This is a genomic window from Bradyrhizobium sp. UFLA05-125 (assembly GCF_059803515.1).
Map to the genome: position 1 here is coordinate 116,735 of NZ_JBANBJ010000015.1, position 22,533 is coordinate 139,267.

Annotated in this window: 19 protein-coding genes; 7 read left to right on the plus strand and 12 right to left on the minus strand. The window is 64.7% G+C overall.

The window, feature by feature from the left end:
* The first annotated feature begins 3 nt into the window (after positions 1-3).
* Positions 4-783 carry an adenosylcobinamide-GDP ribazoletransferase gene (locus tag SO156_RS16630; protein WP_498535544.1) on the plus strand — a complete coding sequence of 260 codons (780 nt, stop codon included), beginning with the start codon at positions 4-6 and terminating at the stop codon, positions 781-783.
* Positions 783-1,415 (plus strand): 5,6-dimethylbenzimidazole synthase, encoded by a 633-nt coding sequence (bluB, locus tag SO156_RS16635; protein WP_458151324.1) that lies wholly within the window; start codon positions 783-785, stop codon positions 1,413-1,415. Before SO156_RS16630 ends, bluB begins: the two co-directional genes overlap by 1 nt.
* Positions 1,416-1,525: 110 nt before the next feature.
* Here bluB and SO156_RS16640 read toward each other — a convergent pair whose 3' ends face one another.
* Genes SO156_RS16640 through SO156_RS16665 form a run of 6 tightly spaced genes read right to left on the minus strand, consistent with a single transcriptional unit; the run spans position 1,526 to position 7,392 of the window.
* The gene (locus SO156_RS16640; RefSeq protein ID WP_498535545.1) at positions 1,526-2,575 is read right to left on the minus strand and encodes a LacI family DNA-binding transcriptional regulator; all 1,050 of its coding nucleotides are present in this window, start codon (positions 2,573-2,575) and stop codon (positions 1,526-1,528) included.
* On the minus strand, positions 2,572-3,216 hold the full coding sequence (locus SO156_RS16645) for a ThuA domain-containing protein (RefSeq protein ID WP_498535546.1): 645 nt from the start codon (positions 3,214-3,216) through the stop codon (positions 2,572-2,574). The genes SO156_RS16640 and SO156_RS16645 overlap by 4 nt, the downstream gene beginning before the upstream one ends.
* An 11-nt stretch (positions 3,217-3,227) precedes the next feature.
* The gene (locus tag SO156_RS16650; protein ID WP_498535547.1) at positions 3,228-4,325 is read right to left on the minus strand and encodes a Gfo/Idh/MocA family protein; all 1,098 of its coding nucleotides are present in this window, start codon (positions 4,323-4,325) and stop codon (positions 3,228-3,230) included.
* 22 nt (positions 4,326-4,347) lie between these two features.
* Complete coding sequence (locus SO156_RS16655) at positions 4,348-5,196, minus strand: carbohydrate ABC transporter permease (RefSeq protein ID WP_458151320.1); 849 nt, start codon at positions 5,194-5,196, stop codon at positions 4,348-4,350.
* Positions 5,189-6,130 carry a carbohydrate ABC transporter permease gene (locus SO156_RS16660; RefSeq protein ID WP_458151319.1) on the minus strand — a complete coding sequence of 314 codons (942 nt, stop codon included), beginning with the start codon at positions 6,128-6,130 and terminating at the stop codon, positions 5,189-5,191. The genes SO156_RS16655 and SO156_RS16660 overlap by 8 nt, the downstream gene beginning before the upstream one ends.
* A gap of 2 nt (positions 6,131-6,132) precedes the next feature.
* On the minus strand, positions 6,133-7,392 hold the full coding sequence (locus SO156_RS16665; RefSeq protein ID WP_498535548.1) for an ABC transporter substrate-binding protein: 1,260 nt from the start codon (positions 7,390-7,392) through the stop codon (positions 6,133-6,135).
* A 180-nt stretch (positions 7,393-7,572) separates the two neighbouring features.
* On the opposite strand from SO156_RS16665, the gene SO156_RS16670 reads away from it, so the two are divergent.
* Together SO156_RS16670 and SO156_RS16675 are read left to right on the plus strand one after the other, a co-directional pair.
* Positions 7,573-8,331: an SDR family NAD(P)-dependent oxidoreductase gene (locus SO156_RS16670; protein ID WP_498535549.1), complete on the plus strand. Its 759-nt coding sequence runs from the start codon at positions 7,573-7,575 to the stop codon at positions 8,329-8,331.
* Positions 8,332-8,371: 40 nt separating this feature from the next.
* Positions 8,372-10,030, plus strand: coding sequence for a glycoside hydrolase family 3 protein (locus tag SO156_RS16675; protein ID WP_498535550.1), 1,659 nt, complete (start codon positions 8,372-8,374; stop codon positions 10,028-10,030).
* A gap of 8 nt (positions 10,031-10,038) precedes the next feature.
* Here the strand turns inward: SO156_RS16675 and SO156_RS16680 are convergent, their stop codons facing one another.
* From SO156_RS16680 to SO156_RS16690, 3 genes are all read right to left on the minus strand, one after another.
* Positions 10,039-11,061, minus strand: a complete 1,023-nt coding sequence (locus tag SO156_RS16680) for an ABC transporter permease (RefSeq protein ID WP_458151315.1) — start codon at positions 11,059-11,061, stop codon at positions 10,039-10,041.
* 12 nt (positions 11,062-11,073) lie between these two features.
* Positions 11,074-12,576 (minus strand): sugar ABC transporter ATP-binding protein, encoded by a 1,503-nt coding sequence (locus tag SO156_RS16685; protein WP_458151314.1) that lies wholly within the window; start codon positions 12,574-12,576, stop codon positions 11,074-11,076.
* Positions 12,577-12,702: 126 nt separating this feature from the next.
* A complete protein-coding gene (locus SO156_RS16690) occupies positions 12,703-13,656 on the minus strand; it encodes a sugar-binding protein (protein ID WP_458151313.1) in 954 nt (317 codons plus the stop codon).
* Between the two features lie 633 nt (positions 13,657-14,289).
* On the opposite strand from SO156_RS16690, the gene SO156_RS16695 reads away from it, so the two are divergent.
* The 3 genes from SO156_RS16695 to SO156_RS16705 all read left to right on the plus strand — a co-directional run bounded on the left by SO156_RS16695 (position 14,290) and on the right by SO156_RS16705 (position 19,553).
* Entirely contained in the window at positions 14,290-15,333 is a 1,044-nt protein-coding gene (locus tag SO156_RS16695; RefSeq protein WP_498535551.1) for an ABC transporter substrate-binding protein, read from the plus strand.
* Positions 15,330-18,077: a hybrid sensor histidine kinase/response regulator gene (locus SO156_RS16700; RefSeq protein ID WP_498535552.1), complete on the plus strand. Its 2,748-nt coding sequence runs from the start codon at positions 15,330-15,332 to the stop codon at positions 18,075-18,077. Before SO156_RS16695 ends, SO156_RS16700 begins: the two co-directional genes overlap by 4 nt.
* 174 nt (positions 18,078-18,251) lie before the next feature.
* Positions 18,252-19,553, plus strand: coding sequence for a PQQ-dependent sugar dehydrogenase (locus tag SO156_RS16705; protein ID WP_498535553.1), 1,302 nt, complete (start codon positions 18,252-18,254; stop codon positions 19,551-19,553).
* Positions 19,554-19,559: 6 nt separating this feature from the next.
* Here SO156_RS16705 and SO156_RS16710 read toward each other — a convergent pair whose 3' ends face one another.
* The 3 genes from SO156_RS16710 to SO156_RS16720 form a co-directional block, all read right to left on the minus strand.
* Positions 19,560-20,378 (minus strand): aspartate dehydrogenase, encoded by an 819-nt coding sequence (locus SO156_RS16710; protein WP_498535554.1) that lies wholly within the window; start codon positions 20,376-20,378, stop codon positions 19,560-19,562.
* 129 nt (positions 20,379-20,507) lie between these two features.
* Entirely contained in the window at positions 20,508-20,909 is a 402-nt protein-coding gene (locus SO156_RS16715) for a hypothetical protein (protein WP_498535555.1), read from the minus strand.
* A 78-nt stretch (positions 20,910-20,987) separates the two neighbouring features.
* The coding region (locus SO156_RS16720; RefSeq protein WP_498535556.1) for a methyl-accepting chemotaxis protein at positions 20,988-22,533 on the minus strand (1,546 nt) is incomplete at its 5' end.

A 22,533-nucleotide genomic window follows, 5' to 3' on the forward strand; every position in this document is an offset into this window, starting at 1 on the left:
GCCATGACCCTCCTCAAGCAACTCGCCACCATCGTCAAGGATTTGCGGATCGGCCTGTCGCTCGCCACCATCCTGCCGCTCGGCCCGTCGACGCCGGTCGGAGATGGTGACATTGCGCGCGCGGGCTGGACACTGCCGGTCGCAGGAGTTTGGGTCGCTCTCCTCGGTGCTGCCGTGTACGGAAGCGCTTACGCGATCGGGGTAACAGCGGCGCCGGCCGCAATGCTGGCGCTTGCAAGTATGATCGTCGTCACCGGCGCATTGCACGAGGATGGCCTCGCCGACGCCGCCGACGGCCTCGGCGGTTCCACGCGCGCGCGAAAGCTCGAGATCATGCGCGACAGCCGCATCGGCAGTTTTGGCGTGTGCGCGCTCATCATCTCGCTGACGCTGCGCTGGAGCGCGCTCGCGGCCATTGCCGCGCCGCGCTCGGTCCTGATCGCGCTCCTGCTCGCGCATGTCGCCGCGCGCGCGGGCCTGCCGCTGTTCATGGCGCTGGTGCCGCCGGCGCGCAACGATGGATTGTCCGCCGGCGCCGGCCGGCCGGCCGGACCGAACGCCGCCATCGCGCTCGGCCTTGGTGCCATCGTGCTCGCGATCGGCTTCGGGCCGGGCAAGGCGATCCTTGCCGTGATCCTGCTCGCCTTTCTCGGCCTGCTGACCGCTTGGCTCGCGATCAGGCAGCTCGGCGGGCAGACCGGTGATATACTCGGTGCTTACGAGCAAGTCGCCGAGACCGCCATCCTGCTGATGGCCGCCTCGCTGTTTCACGCGGCCTCCTGATGGTCTCCTTCGACGACGATTTCCGCCGGCAGTTGCGCGAGCTCTTCGTCTGGCGCCGCGACGTACGGCGCTTCCGCAGAGATCCGCTGCCCGAGGGCACGCTGGAGCGGCTGATCGACATCGCTTGTCTCTCGCCATCGGTCGGTCTCAGCCAGCCCTGGCGCTTTGTCATCGTCGAGGATCCGGCGCGGCGTCGCGCTGTCATCGACGACTTCAAGACCTGCAATGCCGATGCGCTCCAAGCCTATTCCGGCGAGCGCGCCGCACGCTATGCCACGCTCAAGCTCGCCGGCCTCGAAGAGGCGCCGGGGCATCTGGCGGTGTTTTCAGAAAAAGCCTGCGAGACCGGACACGGCCTTGGGCGCGCGACGATGCCGGAGACACTCGACTATTCGGTCGTCGCGGCGATCGTCTCGGCCTGGCTCGCCGCGCGCGCGGACGGCATCGGGATCGGCTGGGTATCGATCCTCAATCCCGCCCGCGTGCGCGAGATTCTCGAGGTCCCGGAGACCTGGAAATTCATCGGCTATCTCTGCATCGGCTACCCCGAGGCCGAACTCGATCGTCCCGAGCTCGAGCGGGCCGACTGGGAGCACCGGCGGCCGTCGACTGACGTCACCATCCGACGCTGAGGCGCTAAAGCATGATCCGGAAAAGTGCGCAGCGGTTTTCCGAAAAGATCATGAGCAAACAACAACCTAAAGCGCGATGACGGTTCATCCCAATTTCATCGCGCTTTAGGTCACGGCAGATTATCCCGCAGGAAGATATCGATGCGGATGCGCTCCTGATCGGCGCTGATGGGCTCGCCCGAGCAATGCGCTAGCAGGACGCGCGCGGCGGAGCGCGCCTCGTGGCCCGGATCCTGGTTGATGATCGCGTCGATGGTGCCGCGCACCAGAAAGCGCTGCGTGTGCTGGGTGAGCTCGTGGGCGATCCAAACGACGTCGCGGGCGCGGCCAGAGGCTTCCAGCACCTCGGCGATGCCCCGATTGCCTGCGCCACAGGAATAGATGCCGAGCAGATCGGATCGTCGCGACAAGAGCTCCGCCGTCAGCACGCGCGTCCGCTCGCTGTCATCGCGCCCCTCCAGCACCGGCAGCGCGACCAGATCCGGATATTCGCTCGTTAGAATCTGGTGGAAGCCGAATTGTCTCTCGGAGTGATCGCGCAGCGACAGCGAGCCTGCGATGACGGCCACGCCGCCTTTGCGTCCCGAGAGGAAACGTCCCATCAGAGTTGCAGCCGTGCGACCCGCAGCCGGATTGTCGATGCCGACATAATGCAGGCGACGCGCGCTCAGCGCATCCGAGACCAGCGTGACGACGGCGACGCCGCGGGCTGCCAGATCGTCGATCGCTGCGCGCACGCGCGGATGATCGAGCGCGATGACGGCGACACCGTGATAGGCCGGCGACAGTTCTTCCAGGGTGCGGGCCAGCACGTCCGGATCGAACACGTCGACGTGCAGGATATCGATGAATCCGCGCTGGCTGGCGAGCCATTCAGCCGTGCGCTGCACTTGCTCGGTCAAGTTGGTCATGAAGCTGTTGCTGCCGGTCGGCAGTATGAAGGCGAAGCGAAATGTCTGGCCACGCGCGAGCCGCGCGGCGGCGACATCGGCGCGGTAGCCAAGCTTTGCGACCGCCGCCTCCACGCGCGCCACCGTCTTGGCACGCACGCCTTCGCGGCGGTTGACGACGCGATCGACCGTTGCGAGCGACACGCCGGCCATGCGCGCGACGTCTTCCAGCGTCGCACGCATGGCCGGATGTGTCTCGCCGCCCGTCATCCGCGCGCGGCCCACAACATGCCGCGGATCATCATGGTCCTGATCTCGGGCACATCGAGTTCATAGGCGCGGTGGCCGAGCGAGGAATAGAACACCCTGCCCTTGCCATAGCGTTTCTTCCAGACCACGGGCATCACCACGCCCTCGATCCAGGGCGCGTGGTCGCCAGAAAACGTCGTCGTGGCCAGCACCTCGTTGGCAGGGTCGACATGCATGTAATACTGCTCGGATCGATGCTCAAAGCCCGTCAGGCCCTTCATGATGGGGTCATCCGGCTTCGTCAAGTCGACCCTGTAGTCGATGATGTTGCCGGGATGGGCAACCCACTGGCCGCCGCAGAGGAATTGATAATCGACAGACTCCCGGAAGGCGTCGCACATGCCACCATGATGACCCGCGAGTCCGACGCCGCCGCGCACCGCCGCGCAGAGGTTGAGCGCCTCCGGCTTCTCGATCTTCGACATGGTGTAGATCGGAATGATCAGCGAAAGATCGTGGATCGCGGGATCGGCGAACGCCGCCGTCGTGGTCTCGATGCGGACCTCGAAGCCTTCCTGCTTCAGCCAGCCTCGTATCATCGAGGCGCAGAGATCAGGATCGTGTCCCGGCCAGCCACCCCATACAATCATTGCCTTGCGCATTGTCATGATCCTCAGTCGATCTGTCCGGTCTCACGTCCGGCCGGCAACATCGCCGGCCGTTCGACGCGGCTCTCGATTTTGACGCGGCGCCCCTCATCGGCAGAGGTCTGGAACGCTTCCATCGCCTCGAGCACGTGGAAGGCGAGCGCGCCGCTGGCGCGGTGCGGCCTGTCGGTGACGATGGCGGTCGCCATATCGGCAACGCCGATCGAGCGGAACTCACCTTCGACATGGCCGTGGGTTGGCGCCACGGTCTCCCACTCGCCGCCGGTCTTCGCCACCTGCACCTCTCCGCCGAAGCGGTTGGGATCGGGGACCAGCATGCTGCCCTTGTCGCCGTAGATCTCGATCGGCGCATGTCGGTGCTTCGGCACGTCAAAGCTCATGGCAATCGAGACCACCGCGCCGCTTTCGAATTCCAGCGTGCCCGCCACGTGGGTTGCGACCTCGACCGGGACCATCTGGCCGTTCAACGGCTGGCTGGTCACGAGACGCTCGGATTTCGGCCGCGCGGTCGAACCCATCACGCTCGCGACGGGTCCGAGCAGTTGCACGAGGTCGGTGATGTAGTATGGCCCCATGTCCAGCATCGGCCCGCCGCCGCGCAAGTAATAGAAGCCGGGTGCCGGATGCCAGCGTTCGTGCCCCGGGCACATGAAGAACGCGCTGCCCGCGACGGGCGTGCCGATGGCGCCGTCGTCGATCAGCTTGCGCGCGGTCTGGTGGCCGCCGCCGAGGAAGGTGTCGGGTGCGCAGCCGACGCGCAGGTTCTTTTGCGCGGCGAGATCCATTACCTTCCGCGCCTCGGCCAGGTTGACACCCAACGGCTTCTCGGAATGGACGTGCTTTCCCGCGTTCAGCACCGCGAGGCTGACGTCGGTGTGGGCGAGCGGCACCGTGAGATTGATCACGATCTCGATATCGTCGCGCTTGAGCAGCTGGTCGACGCGCATCGCGGGCAGGCCGAACTCGGCCCCCCGCTTTTCCGCCGCATCGCTGCGCATGTCTGCGAGCGCACGAATGTCGAGAACCGGGAAGCGTTGTGCCGCCTTGAGATACGCGGTGCTGATATTGCCGCAACCGATGATACCGATGCCGACTTTTCTCATTCTTGTCTCCGTGAGGTGTCGTTCATCCCTTGACTGCGCCTGCGGTGAGACCGGCGACGATGTGCTTCTGCGCCAAGAGGAAGAGGATGATCGTCGGCAGGATGGTCAGGGTGATGAAGGCGAGAATCAGGTGCCACTCCGACGAATATTCGCCCTGGTAAACCATGATGCCGAGCGGCCACGGATACAGCGCATCGGTGTTGAGCATGACCAGCGGCAACAAATAGGCGTTCCAACTATTGACGAAGGTGATGGTGCCGACGGTGGCCAGGATCGGCCGCGACAGCGGCAGCGTCACGTAGCGGAAGAATTTGATGTAGCTGCAACCATCGACCAGCGCCGCCTCGAGCAGCTCGTAGGGGATGTCCTTGAAAAAGCGCCTGAGCAGCAGGATGCTCATGGCGAGGCTGAACGCGACCTGCGGCAGGACGACGCCGAGATAGGTATCGAGCAACCCGAGATCGCGCACCTTGATGAACAGCGGCAGCACGGCGGTTGCGGCCGGAAACAACAGTCCGAGCGTCAAATAGCTCAGCAACATCGAGCTGCCGAAGAACCGGACATGGGCGAAGGTGAAAGCCGCCATCGACGCGACGATCAGGGTGAGCGTCACCGTCAGCGTCGAAATGATGAGTGAGTTGCGCAGGAGCTGCCAGTAGCGCTGCGAGAACAGGATGTCGGCGTAGTTCTGCCATTCCCAGTGCCGCGGCAGACCGAACGGATTGACGCGCAATTCGCCGAGCGTCTTGAAGCCGCCGAGCACGGTCGCAAGCAGCGGCACCGCGACGAAGATCGCGACGAGGCCGAGGAACAGCGCCTTGTACAGCATGGCGGGATCGAACCGCGCACGGGTGATCTCGACGTTACTCATCGCGCATGAACCATCGCTTGTAGGTGAACGCGAAGGTGACGCAGGTCATGAACAGGATGACGCCGATGGCGCTGCCAAAGCCGACCCGCATGCGCGAGATGCCGTTGTTGTAGAGGAAGCTGACCATCGTATTCGAGGAATCCGCCGGCCCTCCACGCGTCAACGGCATCACAAGGTCGAACAGCTGCAACGATCCTATGATGGCGAAGAATACCGAGAGGCGAATGGTCGGATAGAGCAAGGGAATCACGACGTGGCGCAGCGTTTGCGAGCGCGTCGCTCCATCGATGCGCGCCGCCTCGATCAGGCTCTTGTCGAGGCCCTGAAGCGCAGCGATGAACAGCATCATGTGGAAGCCAAAATACTTCCAGACGATCACGATCAGCACCGCCAGCATCGCGGTGTCGGTCGAGGCCAGCAGATGCGGGGCTTCGCTACCGAAGGCGCGCCAGATCGAGGCGACGAGGCCGTAATCGCCGTCATAAACGAACGAGAAGATCAGCCCGGTCGCGATCTCGGCGAGGATGTAAGGCATGAAAAACAGCATGCGCAGCGCGACCGCGCCGCGGAATCGCTCGGCGAGCATGAGGGCTAGCGTCAGCGCCAGCGGCAACTGGACGAGCAGCGAAACCGCGATGATCAGGCCGTTGTTGCGCAGCGCAAGCCAGAAGGCGCGCGTCTGGAGCACGAAGCGGTAATTGTCGAGCCCGATCCAGTTGGTCGGCCGGCCAAAACCGTTCCAATTGAAGCCGGAATACCAGGCCGCTTCCCCGATCGGCAGCACGACGAACAGGGTGAACAGCAGCAGCGCCGGCGGAAGGAACAGCACGAGCACGGTGAGCCGGCCATCCCAGCTCGGACCGCGCACCGCGATCGGCGCGAGCGCGGGCTCTGCGACGCCGAGCGCCGGCGAGCTTGCGATCCGCCGCGCCACGGTCAGTTGCCCTGCTTCCAGGCCGCCTCGATCGCCTTGGCCGCGTCCTGCGGGCTCATGCTGCCGCCGGCAATCTCGGCCGTGACGTCGTTGACGACGCGACCGACGGAGGGACCGAGGCTCTGATCATAGAAGTTCTGGTGGTAGTTCGATTTCGCGAGGTTGTCCGCGATGCGCTTCATGAACGCGTTGTTGAGCCCGGCCTCGGCGCCCTTTACCACGGGAATGATGTAGTTGCCGGCCGCAAGGCGCGTCTGCACATCCTTCGAGACGAAGTATTTGAGGAAGTCGACCGCTTCCTTCGGCGAGCCCTTGGTGACGAGCCAGCCGGTGATGCCGCCGAGCGTATCCGACGGCGAGCCCTTGCCACCGGGCACCACCGGGAAATCGAACCAGCCGATCTTGTCCTCGCCGAGGCCCACCTTGTCGGCGGCAAGCGCGCGCTGGAGGTGATACACGGTGCTGATGGCAAGCGTCATCGCCGCCTTGCCATCGCCGAAATAGCCCACGGCTTGCGGATTCTTGAAGCCGAGGAAGCCGTTCTGGAACGGCTGAAGGTCCACGAGCTGCTTGAACAGCTCGCCGGATTTCTGGAACGTCTCGCCGGCAAAGCCGCCGTTCTCGCCGCGCAGCGCGGCATCGAAGGCCGGCTTTCCGCCGATCCGCACGGCAAGGTGCGTCCAGTAGAAATGCAGCGGCCATTTGTCGGCGCCGCCGACGACGATCGGCGTCACGCCGGCGGCTTTCAGCGTCTTCACCGCCGCAAGCAGATCGTCCCACGTCTTGATGGAGGCGGGGTCGACATTGGCCTTCGCCATCAGGTCCTTGTTATAGAGGAAGCCAACCTGCGACAGCGCCGTCGGCAAGCCGTAGACGCGGCCATCCCTGCTGAAGGCTGCAAGTGCCGCCGGTGTCAGGGTATCGGAATAACCCTTCACCTGGTCGGTGATGTCGTCGAGGACATCAGCTTCGATCTGCGTCTTCAACACGCCGCCCGCCCAGCTGTAGATGATGTTGGGCCGGTCCTTGGACTGGAGAATGGTCGGAAGCTTCGCCTTGTAGGCCTCGTTCTCGAGGAACTGCATCTCGACCTTGACGCCGGGATGGGAGGCCTCATAGGCCCGCGCCACCTCTTCCCAGATCTTGACCTGTGCGGGATTGGCCTCGATGTGCAACCACTTCACCGTGGTGTCGGCCATCGCCGCGCCCTGCGCGAACAGCCATGCGGTAGCAGCGAGTCCCAGCTTCCTGAGCAGCCTCATCAGCATTCCTCCCGACTATTGTTTTGGTCTTGCTTATGTCGTTGCGGCAATGCTGCCCTCATTTTTTGAGGTACGCAACTAAAATTCTGATCTATGCACCTCACCGACCGTGCGGCTAAGGTTCCGACGAGTCGTTTTGCCGGACGAGCGTCGCCCGGACACCAATGCCCGGAGGACATCATGGCCGCCATTTATCCAGATCTTGCAGGCAAAGTCGTTCTCGTCACGGGCGGCGCGTCCGGCATCGGCGAAGCCATCGTGCGGCGCTTTGCGCAGCAAAAATCTGTCGTCGTGTTCTTCGATATCAAGGCGGACGACGGCACCCGGCTGGCGCGCGAGCTTGCGGACCAGGGCTTGGCTGCGCATTTTTGGCACGTCGACCTCACCGATATCGCGGCCCTGCGCGCCGGCATCGCGGAGGCCCGCAAGGCCCACGGCCCGATCAACGTCCTCGTCAACAACGCCGCGCATGATGAGCGGCACCCGACCGAGGAAGTGACGCCGGAATATTGGGACGACCGCATCGCCGTGAACCTGAAGCATCAGTTCTTCGCGGCGCAGGCGGTGCTGCCGGAAATGAAAGCGGCCAACGCCGGCGCCATCATCAATTTCGGCTCGGTCTCCTGGATGGCCGGACAAGGCGGCATGGCCGCCTATACCGCCAGCAAGTCCGGCGTGATCGGCCTCACCCGCTCGCTCGCGCGCGACTACGGCCCCTACAACATCCGCGTCAATGCGATTGCACCGGGCTGGATCATGACCGAGCGCCAGCTCACGAAATGGCTGACGCCGGAAGGCGTGGAAGAATTGATGCGCCGCCAATGCCTGAAGCGCAAGCTGATGCCGGACGAGATCGCGAAGGTGACGCTGTTCCTCGCCTCCGACGAAGCTTCAGCCTGCACGTCGCAGCATTACGTCGTGGATGGCGGCTGGGTCTGATCGAGCGATCCACCCTGCCGAGGATGGGATGAGGCCGCATATGGATACGTCCTTTCTCTCTCGTCCGCCCTTTGGTCTCGACGCCCGCGCAGTTGGATGGGTCGAGACCACCTATCGCGCGCTGAGCCTGCAAGACAAAGTGGCTCAGCTTTTCAACCTTCTGTCGCGCGGAACCGATCCCGATGAGCTCGACCGGCTGGCTCGACTGCGACCGGGCGGAATCACGCGGTACTTCGGTCCCGATGGCGAGGCCGAGCGCGCGCGACTAGCGGCCGCGCAGAAGGCCGCACCGATCCCGCTGCTGGTCAGCGCCGATCTCGAGGGCTCGCGCATGAGCCTGCCCTTCGGCACACAGCTGCCGAACCCGCTCGCAGTCGCGGCGATCGATGACCCCGAGGTGACCGCGGATATCTCGCGCATCATTGCCGAGGAGGCCGTGTCCGTCGGCGTGAACTGGTCGTTCGCGCCAGTGATTGACATCAACCACGCGTTTCGCAGCTCGATCGTCGGTACGCGAAGCTTTGGCTCCGATCTCGAAACGATCCGCCGTCATGCGCTGACCCATATCGAGGTCCTGCAAAGGCATGGCATCGCCGCAACCGCGAAGCATTGGCCCGGCGAAGGCTACGACGACCGCGACCAGCATCTCGTCACCACGATCAATCCGCTCTCCATGGAGCAGTGGGAGGCGACGTTCGGCAGGCTCTATCGCGCTGCGATCGACGCCGGCGTCCTCTCCATCATGTCCGCGCATATTGCGCTGCCTGCGTTCGTCAGGAACCAGCTATCCGATCCGGGCGTCGAGGCTTTCCGGCCGGCGTCCATCAGCAGGCTTCTCAATGTCGAGCTGCTTCGCCACAAGCTCGGCTTCAACGGCCTGATCGTCTCCGACGCCAGCGAAATGGCCGGCCTCACTTCCTGGTGCCGCATGCGCGCGGCCAAGTCGCAGATCATCGCCGGCGGGTGCGACATGATCCTGTTCTCGCGCGCGCCAGAGGAAGACATGGCGGAGGTGGGCGCGGCTGTCGAAGATGGTCGCCTGCCGGCCGAACGGTTCGAGAACGCGGTGCTGCGCGTCCTCGCGCTGAAGGCGGCGCTCGGTCTCCACGAGATGGCAAGCATTCGGCCGACCGGAGCGATCGCGCGGGCTTCCGACAAGGTCATCGCCGATGCGGCGTTGCGGCGGGCGCCGACCCTGGTCAAGGACACTCTGGACCTCTTGCCCATAAGTCCGACGCGGCATCGGCGTGTGCTGGTGATATCCGGCGGAATCATCTCGCCGCTTCATGACTCCCCGCACGAATTCAGCCTGCCGGATATGCTGACCAGGGAGGGATTCGAGATTACGCTTCACACCCAACAGCCCGCGGTCGATCCGGCCAGTTTCGATCTCGTCCTCTATCTCCTTGGAGAAGAGACGTTGCTGACGCGTGGGCGCATTTTCCTCGATTGGGCTCGGCTTGGCGGCGATTTCGTCGGTGCCATGCGGCGCTATTGGCACGACATTCCGACCATCATGATCTCGTTCGGCTATCCCTATCACCTCTATGACGCGCCCCGCGTGCCCGTCTACATCAACGCCTATTGCACGATCGACGAGATGCAGGCCGCCGTCGTCGACCTGTTGATGGGACGACATCCCTGGAACCGAAACAGTCCCGTCGATCCCTTTTGTGGCCTCGAGGACGCGAAGTACTAACCTCTATTTCACTCCGCGTTCGCGCGCTCCAGCGGCGCTGCTGCAACGTTCGCCTGCGGCCGCGCCTTCGCCGTCGTCGCGCGGCGGCGCTGCATGAGATACTGGTCGCCGAGCACGCCGATCAGGATCACCGTGCCCATGACGGCGAAATTCAGCGAGCTCGGAATGCCCAGGAGATTGACGAGATTCTGCAGCACCTGGAGCAGCACGGTGCCGAGAACGACGCCGATGATAGAGCCCTCGCCGCCACGTAAGGAGCAGCCACCGAGCACGGCGGCGGCAATGGCGTAAAGCTCGTAGAAGGAGCCATGCACCGCCGGCGAGATCGAGCGGGTGTACATCGCAATCAGGATCGCGGCGAACGCGGTCAGCCCGCCGCAGATGATGTAGGCTGAAATCACGACGCGATCGGAGCGGATGCCGGAATAGCGCGCCGCTTCCTCGTTCTTGCCGACGGCGTAGAGATAGCGGCCGAACACGGAACGGTGCAGCAATATCCAGGCGACCGCAGCGACGATGAACAGCGCGACCACGCTGTGCGGCAAGGGAAAGCCCAGCACATTGGTGCGCCCCGCCGTCAGCCATTCCAGCGTCGGAAAGCTCGCGCCGAAGCCGAAGCCGGCGGTCGCGTCCTCGGTGTAGTAGCGCGCGGCGCCGCGATAAATCAGAAGTCCGCATAGTGTCACCACGAAAGGCTGGATGTGCATCCGGGTGACGAGCGTGCCGTGCACGAGGCCGATCGCGAGCCCACCGGCGATGATTGCGGCAAAGGCGAGCATCCAGTTGACGTCGTGATTGACGATGAGATCGATGAAGAGCACCCCTAACAGCGCGATGACCGAGCCGACCGACAGCTCGATCCCACCGATGATGATGACGAAGGCTTCAGCGATCGAGAAGATGCCGAACATCCCGACCTGGTTGGCGGTGTTGGAGAGATTGCCGACCAGCAGGAAGCGCGGGTTGATGAAGGTGACGACCGCGCCGACCACGAGGATCAGGACCAGGAGGCTCAGATCTTTCTTGTTCAAGGTCCCCTCGCCTCAGATTGTGTGGCCGACGGCCAGTTGCAGTACATTGTGCTCGCTGAACTGGCTGCGATCAAGAAAACCCGAGATCGCCCCCTCATGCATCACCGCGATCCGGTCGCTCACCCCGATCACCTCCTCCATGTCGCTGGAGATCATCAGAACCGCAACGCCCGCATCGGTCAGGCGGCGCAGCATGTCGTAGATCTCCTGCTTGGCACCGACGTCGATACCGCGCGTCGGCTCGTCGAAGATCAAGACTTTCGGCCGCATCGACAGCCATTTGGCGAGCACGACCTTCTGCTGGTTGCCGCCGGACAGTGAGCCGACGGCGGTTTCGACGTCAGGCGCGCGGATCTTGAGGCGCTCGCGCTGGCGGCGGGCGTTCTCGGTCTCGCGCGCGGTATTCACGAGCCAGAAACGCAGGTAGGACGATAGGTCCGGCAGCGAGATGTTCTCGGCGATCGAGACGTCGAGCAGGAGGCCGGAACTCTTGCGGTCCTCCGGGACGAGATAAATGCCATGCTCGATCGCGGCGCGCGGGCTGGCAATCCGGATCGGCGCGCCGTCCAGCCTGATCGCGCCGCCGCGCAGGGGATCGACGCCGAAAATGGCCCGCGCGAGTTCCGTGCGCCCCGAGCCGACGAGGCCCGCAAGCCCCAAAATCTCGCCGCGGCGCACCGACAGGCTGACGGCGCGCTCCGGATAGGTGTCGGTGACGGCCTCGACGATGTCGAGCACGGCCTCGCCGGGAGGAGCTGCCGGCGGAACGTAGAGCGATTTGAGATCACGTCCAATCATCAGACGGATCATCGCCGCGGGCGACAATTCCGCGCGGGTCAGCGCGCCGACCATCCGCCCGTCGCGCAGCACCACCGCGCGATCGGCGCATTGCATCACCTCGTTGAGGCGGTGCGTGATGAAGATGATGCTGACGCCGTCAGCCTTGAGGCCCGCGATGACGCGCATAAGGCGGCCCGTCTCGGTCAAGGTCAGGCTCGAGGTCGGCTCGTCCATGATGACGAGGCGTGCATCGAGCGAGAGCGCCTTCATGATCTCGACGAGCTGGCGCTGGGCGAGCGACAGATCGGCGAGCGGCGCATCGGGCTCGAAATCGGCGCCGAGTCGTTCGAGCAGCGGCCGCACTTTCGCATAGAGCGCCTGGCGGTCGATCAGCCTGAGCGGCCCGCCATGCACCGGCTCGCGGCCGATGAAGACGTTGCCGGCGACATCGAGATTGTCGAAGAGGTTGAGCTCCTGGTGAACGAAGGCGATGCCGGCCTGGATCGCCTCCGCCACGGTGAACGAGCCTCGCTCGACGCCGTCCACGCGGATGAGGCCGCCACTCGGCTCGACGACGCCGCCGAGCACGCGCATCAGGGTCGACTTACCTGCGCCATTCTCGCCGATCAGCGCGATCACCTCGCCCGGGGCGACCTTGAGGTCGACGTGGTCGAGGGCGACCACGCCGGGATAGGTCTTGCTGATGTCGACCAGTTCGAGAAACGGCTCAGGCATTGGTGGCTGCGAGCAGAGTTAGCCCCGCTGCGTCACACCGCCCGAGACCGTCCTTCGAGGCGCCCGCTTGTCGCGGGCTTCTCGGGATGAGGTCAAGCGCCTGTGACGCAGTAGAACCAGAGGCTCCTACTTCTTGAGCATCGCTTTCATCGAGGCCATGAAGTCGTCGACATTCGACTTGTCGATGACCTTGCCGGGAACGATGATGATGCCGTTCGCTGGAATCCCCGACTTGTCGCCGCCGATGTAAGCGGCCATCAGCTTCATACCCTGATAGCCCCACTCGAATGGCTGCTGGACGACGGTGCCGGCGATGCTGCCTTCCTTGACGCCGCCGAGCGTGATCGGATCCTCATCGAAGCCGATGATCTGGATCTTGCCGAGCTTGCCGGCTTCCTTGAGCACCTCGTAGATGCGCGGCGTGTTGTAGGAGTAGAAGCCGACCAGGCAGCTCACGTCCGGCATGGCGGCGAGGATGTCCTCGACATTGCGCTTGGCGCGGGTCTGGTCGATCTCATCGCCGCGGACGTCCACGAGCTCGACCTTCGAACCCTTGATCGTCTCCTTGACGCCCTCGATGCGCTCGCGGGCATTGTCGGCGCCGGGCAGACCGACGAAACCGACGCACTTGCCGCCGTTCGGCAGCGCTTTGAGCATCAGCTTGCCGGCGTCCTTGCCGAGATCGGTATTCGACGAGCCGATATAGGCCACCCGCTTCGAAGCCGGCGCGTCGCTGTCGGTGGTAAACAGTACCGTCTGCGAGGCGACTTTGTTCAACTGCTCGGTCTGGTTCTTGGGATCGACCGCACTGACCATGATGCCGGCGGCACCTGCGGCGACGAGGTCGTCCATTACCCGCTGCTGGACGGCGGCGGCGGCCTGTTCCGGATATTTGAACTGAAGGTCGAAATTGGGCAGTTCGCCCTGCGCCTTCTTCACGCCGGCTTCAGCGATTTTCCAGAAGTCGGACGCGCCATTGACGACGAAGGCGAGAACCTTCTTGTCCGCCGCGTTGGCCGAGCCGAGACCCAGCGCGACCGCGAACGCAACGGATACACCTGCAACCAAGAGACGCTTCATTCATCCCTCCCTTTTAAGCGGTCGACCGTCGATCGCGGCCAACTCTTCCTGTCATTTACGCATGCCGCCCTGTTTCTCCCCCAAGCATCAAGGCCCGGCTCCGGGATCAGCGGAGGTCGCGGCGCCGTCGGCTTCAGCCTGCAAGGAAGATAAATGAGGCACGCACCTCAAACGTACCAGAATCCCGGAGGGCGTGCAACCGAAGGCCCGTTCGCTTTGATCGGAGGCAGGTAAGCCGGCCCGGCCGCCCTGTAGCCCGGATGAAGCGCAGCGCAATCCGGGGTTTGTCCAGCGGGCTCCGATCCGGATTACGCTGCGCTCCATCCGGGCTACGGTTTCTACTTTGCATGGGGTTGATTTCGCGAAATGAGATATCACGCCAGCACCGGTCAATTCGCGCCACCCCAAATATTTCATCTTGACGGAATTCGGATTTATCGTACGCTAGAATCTCGTGTCGCGAGAATGCGCTTCCATGTCTGAACGGGCCCGGCCTGCTGTTTCGAGACGCCAGAGGTCTCACGCCCGATAGCTGCGAACAAACATTCACAGGTGCGATCCCTCACCATTTGTGATCACGGCGCTTTCGCGCTATTCACACTGGCTGGAACAGGCCATCGTGCAACCCACTTCATGACCGGGCAGTCCGCGCGTCCCCTCGCCCCGGAGGCGGTCGACCGCCGAAACTTCATTCGCCTCGCCAGTGCATCGGCCGCGGGATGGCTTGCGCTCGGCGCATCGCCGGACCGGGTCCGCGTTGTCGCCTCCCTGATCGGGTTGCCGCTCGGCGATCCCCTGACCAACCGGAGCGCACCGGAGAGCGCGGCCTCGCGACTGAGCGCTCTGATCCAGGGCATGACCGAGCGCGGATGGGTGGAAGGCGTCAATGTCCGCTATGAGACCCGTTCAAGCTTCGGCGGCCCGGCGCAGCAGGAAACAGCGATCCGCGAAATCCTCGCACTCAAACCGGACGTGATCCTGACCTCGTCGACGATCGAGACCGCAGCTTTGACGGCGGCCACCAAGACGATCCCGATCGTGTTTGCCACTGCCAACGATCCCGTCGGCAACGGCTTCGTCGAGAGTCTTGCGCGCCCCGGCGGCAACGTCACCGGCTTCACAAACAGTACCGCCGAAATGGGCAGCAAATGGCTTCAGCTGCTGCGGGAAGCAGCTCCCGCCATCGAGCGCGTCGGCGTGCTCTTCAATCCCGCGACCGCACCGCGCGCCGGGCGCTTCTTTCTCGACTCGATCGAATCCGAAGCCGCGTCCATGGGCGTGACTGTCACGCCGGTGCCGGTCAACGATGCAACCGGAATCGACCAGGCCATCCGCGGCTATGCCGGTGCCCCCGCGGGCGGGATGATCGCGCTCGTCGACCCCTTCCTCGTCATCAACCGGCGCGCTATCGTCACGGCCGCCGCGCAGCACCGCGTGCCGGCGATCTATCCCTTTCACTATTTCATCGACGTCGGCGGGCTGATGAGCTACGGCGCTTCCCTCGAGGTGCGCTCGGCGGACTATGTCGACCTGATCCTGCGCGGGACCAAAGCGGGCGACCTTCCGGTGCAGTCGCCGCGAAAATACGAGCTTCTGATCAACCGCAAGGCAGCCGACGTCTTGGGGCTGAAGCTGCCGGCCACGTTGCTCGCGCGCGCCGACGAGATCCGCGAGTGAACGAGCCGGCCAACCAGGACACCTCGCGCGCGCCCCCGAGCCGGCTGTTCCGCAAATATCTCTATTCGTTCGTCGCGCTCGCCTTCGCGGCGCTCGCCCTCAACACCGCGCTCGAGGTCTGGTTCTCCTACCGCGAGCAGAAGCAGCTCCTCGCGGCGACACAGCGCGAACAGGCCGCATCGGCGGCGATCCAGATCGGCCAGTTCATCGGTCAGATCGAAAGCGAGCTCAGATGGCTGTCGCGCCTGCCGCCGGATCTGTCGGCGCAGGAGGACGAGCGGCTGAACGCCATCCGCCTCTTGCGCCTCTCCCCCGCCATCGCCGAGATTGCAACGCTCGACGCCCGCGGACGCGAGCAGGTCCGCGTGTCGCGCCGCGTCGCCGACAAGGTCGGCAGCCAGACCGATCTTGCCGCCTCGCCGGCCTTTCTCGGCGCCAGGGCAAGCGGCATCTACTACGGACCGGTCTACTTCTTCGGCGATACCGAGCCGTTCATGACGCTTGCCGTTCTCGGCGGCGGAAACGATCCGCAAGTCACCGTCGCCGAGGTCAATCTGCGCTTCATCTGGGACCTCGTCGCCAGGATCAAGGTCGGCAGCACCGGCAAGGCCTATGTCGTCGATCGCAAAGGACAGTTGATCGCACATCCGGACTTGTGGCCGGCGCTGCGTCACACCGATCTTTCCGATCGTCCCGACGTCCAGGCGGCGCTCTCCGGCACCCCGCCTGCCGCGGGAGGACTCGTCAAGGATGACCTGTCGCAGCGGCGCGTTTTGTCGACTTACGCAACGGTCCCTCCGCTCGGCTGGCTCGTCTTCGTCGAGCTTCCGATCAGCGAGGCCTATGCGCCGATTTACACCTCTATCGGGCGCTCGACGTTCTTGCTGGTCGCCCTGCTCGCATTCGCCGTCCTTGCGGCGTTCCTGCTCAGCCGGCGCATGACCGTCCCGATCCAGATACTGACGCAGGGCGCAAAGCGGATCGGCAGCGGCGATCTCTCCTTACGGCTCGCCATCAAGACCAATGACGAACTGGAGGCGCTCGGCGACCAGTTCAACGTGATGGCCGCGCACCTGCGCGAGTCCTACGCGACGCTGGAGCGCAAGGTTGCCGAACGCACGGCCGAGCTCGAAAAGGCCCGCGATCATGCGCTCGCCGAGCACGATGCCGCCGAGCGCGCGCGCAGCGCTGCCGTAGAGGCCAACGAGACCAAGTCGCGCTTTTTGGCCATCGTCAGCCATGAGCTGCGCACACCGCTCAACGGTGTCATGGGCGTGTTACAGCTGCTCGACGACGGCAGCCTGAACGAAGCGCAGCAGCGTCACCTCGCGACCGCGGCCGGATCCGGTGAAACCCTGATCGCATTGGTGGATGCGATCCTGGAATATGCGCGGCTGGAAGCGAGCACGGAAGCACTGGAGACCCGCGATTTCCGCCTCGACCAACTCATCCAGACGGCCGCCGACCTGATACGTCCGCAGGCGGCGGCGAAGGGTTTGGCGTACCATCTCTCCTGCGATGCGAGTCTCGATGTGCAGGTGCATGGCGATCCAGTGCGGCTCAATCGCGTGCTGCTCAATCTCGTCGGCAACGCCGTCAAGTTCACCGCGAAGGGCAGTATCACCCTCGCGGCCGCGCTCGAGCCGCAGCAGGCTTCCGTGCTGCTCCGCGTTTCCGTCGCCGATACTGGCATCGGCATCGCATCCGACATGCACGAGCGGATCTTCGAGGATTTCGTGCAGGCCGACGACAGTATTGCGCGACGCTTCGGCGGCACCGGGCTGGGGCTTGCGATCGCCCGCCGCCTGGCGCGGCTGATGGGCGGGGACGTGACGGTGGAGAGCACGCCAGGCTCCGGGAGCGTGTTCCGTCTCGCAGTCCCGCTCGGACTTGCCGAATCAGAGCGCGCCCAAGGTGTTGCACGCGCGCCGTCGCTTGCGCTGCGCGTACTGCTGGTCGACGACGATCCCGTCAATTGCGAGATCGGCGAAGCCATGCTCAGCCGGCTCGGGCACCATGCCGTGATTGCCACGGACGGCGCGGCCGCAATCGATCAGGCCAGCCGCGCGGCGTTCGACGTCATCCTGATGGACCTGCACATGCCCGACATGGACGGCGTGGAGGCTGCGGCGCGCATCCGGGAGCTTGGATTGCAGCGGACACCGCGCATCATTGCGGTGACTGCGGACGTATCGCGGAAGGCGCGCGAGCGCCTCGCCGGTGCCGGGATCGGCAAGATCGTCGGCAAGCCGATCCTGATCAAGAACCTGCGCGACGCGCTCGAAGGCGATCCGCAAGAGGGATCGGAGACTGCCCGGCTGGCCGCCGGCACGCTGATCGACGAGCGCTTCCTGAGTGACCAGAGGGAGCTGCTGGGCGCGCGGCAGATCGCTGGGCTCTGCGAGTTGCTCGAAGAGACGAGTGAGACACTCGTGGCGGACATCATAAGAGCCGCGGCCGCAGGTGATCGCGTGCAGCTGGCAAAGTGCGCACACCGGCTCGGCAGCGCCGCCAGCGCGCTTGGCCTCGTCCGTCTGTTCGAAGCCTGCAACACGATCGAGCTTGCGGCCGCATCGATGTCGACCGTGGAGTGCCGGATTGCTGCCCGTGAGCTGGACACGCTCCGGCACGCATCCCTGCATGCGCTGGCTGGGCTGGTCCGCGCCGAGAACAAGCACGCACCTGCGCCAGAGTTCCGGTGGCCGAAAAAGAGGCCCGCCAACCAGGGCGGGCAGGATTTTTAAGGGAGGAAGCGCCCTGACAAGGGAGCGCTATGCAATCTCGGCGATTCGATTGGAAACGGTAAGATCGTATAACTACTGTCACTGCGCCTGCCCTGCTCCTAGCAAGGCGGCCGCAGGACCATCGCGACAGCCACGCAGGCCGGATCGGCTCCGCGGGCGCAACAGGGGATTTTCATGAGTTTTTCCAGCGTATTCGCGCGCATCGTCGCGCTGATCGGCGGAGCTGCGCTAATGTGGCGGCGGATGTCGGAGACCCAGCCAAAGCCGGCCTGGGGCGGCGCGCCACAGATTCCGGAAGCCAAGCCGCAAGGCGCCATTCCGACGCTGAAGATGCCGACCGCGCGGGGCTGGCGCGATGGCGAGAAGCCGGTCGCCGCGCCCGGACTAAAGGTCAACGCATTCGCGAGCGGGCTCGACCATCCGCGCTGGATCAACGTGATGCCGAATGGCGACGTGCTGATCGCCGAGGCAACGCAGATCGCAGGTCCGCCGAGGAGCGTGTTTCACTATGCCATGCAGGCCACGATGCGGCGCGCGGCAGCGCTCGGCGTCAGCGCCAACCGCATCACGCGGCTGCGCGATGCGGACGGCGACGGCGTCGCCGAGCAGCGCGGAACGTTCATGGAAGGACTGAGCCAGCCGTTCGGCATGGCGTTGATCGGCGACACCTTCTATGTCGGCAACACCGACGGCGTGGTGGCGTTTCCCTATGTCGCGGGCGCCGAAAGCATCAAGGCTTCGGGACGCGAGCTCGTCACCTTCAAGCCATCCGGACACTGGACGCGCAGCCTGCTCCCGAGCGCTGACGGCAAGAAGCTCTATGCCGGCGTCGGTTCACTCAGCAACATCGCCGAGACGGGCATGGAGGTCGAGGAAGGCCGCGCCGCCGTGTATGAGCTCGATCTCGTGAACGGCACGAGCCGCATCTTTGCCGGTGGCCTGCGCAATCCGGTCGGCCTCGCGTTCGAGCCGAACAGCGGCGTGCTGTGGACCGTCGTCAACGAGCGCGACGGGCTCGGCGACGAGACGCCGCCCGACTATTTGACCTCGGTGCGCGATGGCGGCTTCTACGGCTGGCCCTATTGCTATTGGGGGCAGACGGTCGACGATCGCGTGCCGCAGGATGCGGCGATGGTCGCAAAGGCGATCACGCCGGACTACGCGCTCGGCGGACATACCGCCTCGCTCGGCCTGTGCTGGATGCCGGCCGGCACCCTGCCCGGCTTCCCCGACGGCATGGTCATCGGCCAGCACGGCTCCTGGAACCGCTCGACGCTGAGCGGCTACAAGGTGGTGTTCGTGCCGTTCGAGAACGGCAAGCCCTCTGGTCCTGCGCAAGACATCCTTTCGGGATTCCTCGCACCCGACGAGAAGGAATCCTATGGCCGGCCGGTCGGCGTCACGCTCGGGCCTGACGGCTCGCTGCTGGTGGCCGACGACGTCGGCAACGTCATCTGGCGCGTGACGGGCGCGTAAGCGCCCTCACGTACCCACGCTTAGCGTGGCGCGTTGCTTGCGCAACAGGGCGATCACGGACAATGCCGTGATCATGCCGGTCTTCGGGTTCTCCGAGGGGATGTTCTCGATCGCCATCGAGAAGCGCGCGGAATCCGCCTCCACCTCGATGCGATGCACGTTGCGCGTCACCGTCGGATCGGCCCAGATCTCGACCATGGTGCGATCGGGGCCGATGCCCGCCAGCGACAGCGCCACCGCGACGTTGAGATTGGCTGGAAAGCCCTTGGCCGCCTCGCGCGCGGTGCCGGCGAACAATCTGAGCGGCTCGCGCAAATTTTCGATGTCGATGCCGTTCTGCACGATGAACGGCGCGCCCTTCAGGCCGTCGATCGGCTTGCGCGTGACCATCTTGACCGAATGAATGGTGCCGACCGCAGCGGCGTTGACCGCGTCGAGCCCGATCAGCGCGCCGGTCGGCACGATGATGCGTCCGTGATTGGCCTTGGCGAGATCGATGAGGTCGGAATTGTCGAGCAGCGCGCCGACGCTGACGACCACCGCCGTCTTCCCTCGTCTCACCACCGGCTCAACGATGCTTCGCAACAGATGGCTCGGCGCGCACTCGACGACGATGTCCGCCGCCTCACCAAGCTGCTCGATGGGCAGGAGGGCCGGCGACTGGCGCAGGCTGCTCAGAAATGCGCGATGCCTGTCGGGCTCGCGTGCGGCGATCGCCGACAGGACGAGACCCTCGATTCCGCGATCGAGCTCGGCGGCGATCTTCGTGCCGATCGAGCCCAACCCCGCGATCGCAACCCGCAGGTCCTTCCGATGATCGGCCATGCGCAACTCCCTTCGCAAGGCCTTTCATAGCCCAGGCATCACCCGTGCGCAAAGCAGCAGCGCCAGGCCGGCCGTTCAGCCTGGCGCGCAAATGGAGAGCAACGGGCCGCCAAGCAGGGCGGCCTCGGCTCACTGCTCGAAGGTGCGCACGCCGTGAATGCCGGCATCCGTGCGGATCATTCGCCCCTTCTTGCCGTCGGACGTGACGAAGATATCCCAATGCGCGGTGCCGCCGGGCTGGCCGTCCATGATCATGACGCCGGAGCAATCGGCGTTGATCGTGTACGTGCCCTCAAGCGTCTCGCGCGCCGGGCTCTTCGTCTGGCGGATCGAGGTCTGCTGGCCCGAGAACCTGCCGCTGCCGTCGAAATTGAAGACACCGTAGTGCACATTGGTGCCCCGCCCGTCAAAGACATAGGCGCCCTGCAGCTTGTCCACTGTGCATCCCGCAGCGGCGTAAATTGGAGAGATCGATGCGGACGCCAGGATCAGGCCGCCGACCGCGCCTGCCAACATTCGTTTGAACTGCATGTTTCCCCACTGTTCTCGTTAAGAAGGCGAGGACACGCTCAAATTGAGGCGCAAAAAGGGAAGGCCCGGAGCTTTCGCTCACGCAGCCACGTTCGCCAGGAAGCGGTCGACCGACGAGCGCAATTGCATCGCCTGGTTGGAGAGATCGTGCGCGGTGGCAAGCACCATGTCGGCCGACCGGTTGGCGTTGTCGGTCGCCTCTGCCGTTCCGGCGATGCTGCGTGCGACAACGGCGGTGCCGTTGGCCGCCTGGCCGATGTTTCTGGAGATCTCGCTGGCAGCGGCATTCTGCTGGCTCACGGCGGCGGCAATGCGGCCGGTAAAGCTGTCGATGTCGCCGATGATCAGCGCGATGGCGCCGACATTGTCGACGGCATGACGCGTTGCCGATTGCACCTCGGTGATCTGCGAAGAAATATCCTCGGTCGCCTTCGCGGTCTGGGTCGCAAGCGCCTTTACTTCGGAGGCGACGACCGCAAAACCCCTGCCCGCTTCGCCGGCGCGCGCGGCTTCGATCGTGGCGTTGAGCGCGAGCAGATTGGTCTGCCCGGCAATGGTGCGGATGAATCCGACCACCTCGTCGATCTGCTGCGCGGCGACGGCCAAACGGCCGATGGTCTGGTTGGCTGCTTCCGCCATGCCGGAAGCGCGCTGGACGATCGTGGTCGCATCGGCAAGCTGGGACGTGATTGCTTGCACGGATTCACCGAGCTGACTGGCGGCGCTCGCGACCGTCTGGACGTTGGTCGAGGTTTCCTTGGCTGTCGACGCCGCCTCGCTCGACTGCCTGCCCGCAGTGCGCGCGGTAGAGGCGAGGCTTTGCGCCGTGTCGGTCAGTTCGCCGGTCATGCGGTCGGTGTTGCTCAGCACCGTGCTGAAGGCGGAGCGGAAGGCATCTATTTCGGCTTCCAGGCGCTGCCGGCGGTTGCTCTGCTCGGCGCTGGTCTGATCCTTGGCGGCGATCAGCGCGAGATCGTCATCGGCGCGAGCCTTGAGGCTCGCCTGCATGACGGCGAGCGATTTCAGGAGACGGCCGAGCTCGTCGCGGCGACGCACAGAGATCTCATCGGTGAAATTGCCGGCCGCGACGCGTTCGGCAACCCGGACCGCGGCCGAGATCGGCCGGCTCATCGAATAGGAGAATGCGAGCGCGATGATCAGCCCGATCACCACCGTGCCAACCGCGACCGATAGCATCGTGGTGCGCGCCTGCTCCACTGCCCCTTCCGCCGCGGTGCGATACTCGTAGCCATAAGCCGCAACCAGCTCGACGAGATCGTCGATCGAGGCCATCAGGCGATCGCCCTGTTCGGTGAGCAGGAAGCTCGTCGGAATCTCGGTCACCCCGCCAGGCGACGGTTTGAGGATCTTCAGCGCGGCGCCTGACCAGTCCTTGAGCTGGCTCTCGGTCTTCTCCCGCGCAGCTGCAACGGACGGCGAGGGTGCGCGTTCACGCACAACGTTGAGATCCTCGAAGCTGCTGCGCACCAGTCTTTCGAATTTCGTGACCATGTCGCCGGAGGCGCCGGCAACCAGGCTGCGCTGGAGCACGAGGCGCGCCTCGTGCAGGGCCGCATGGGCGGAGCGCGCATGGTTGATCCCCATCAGCGGTCCGTCGTAGAGC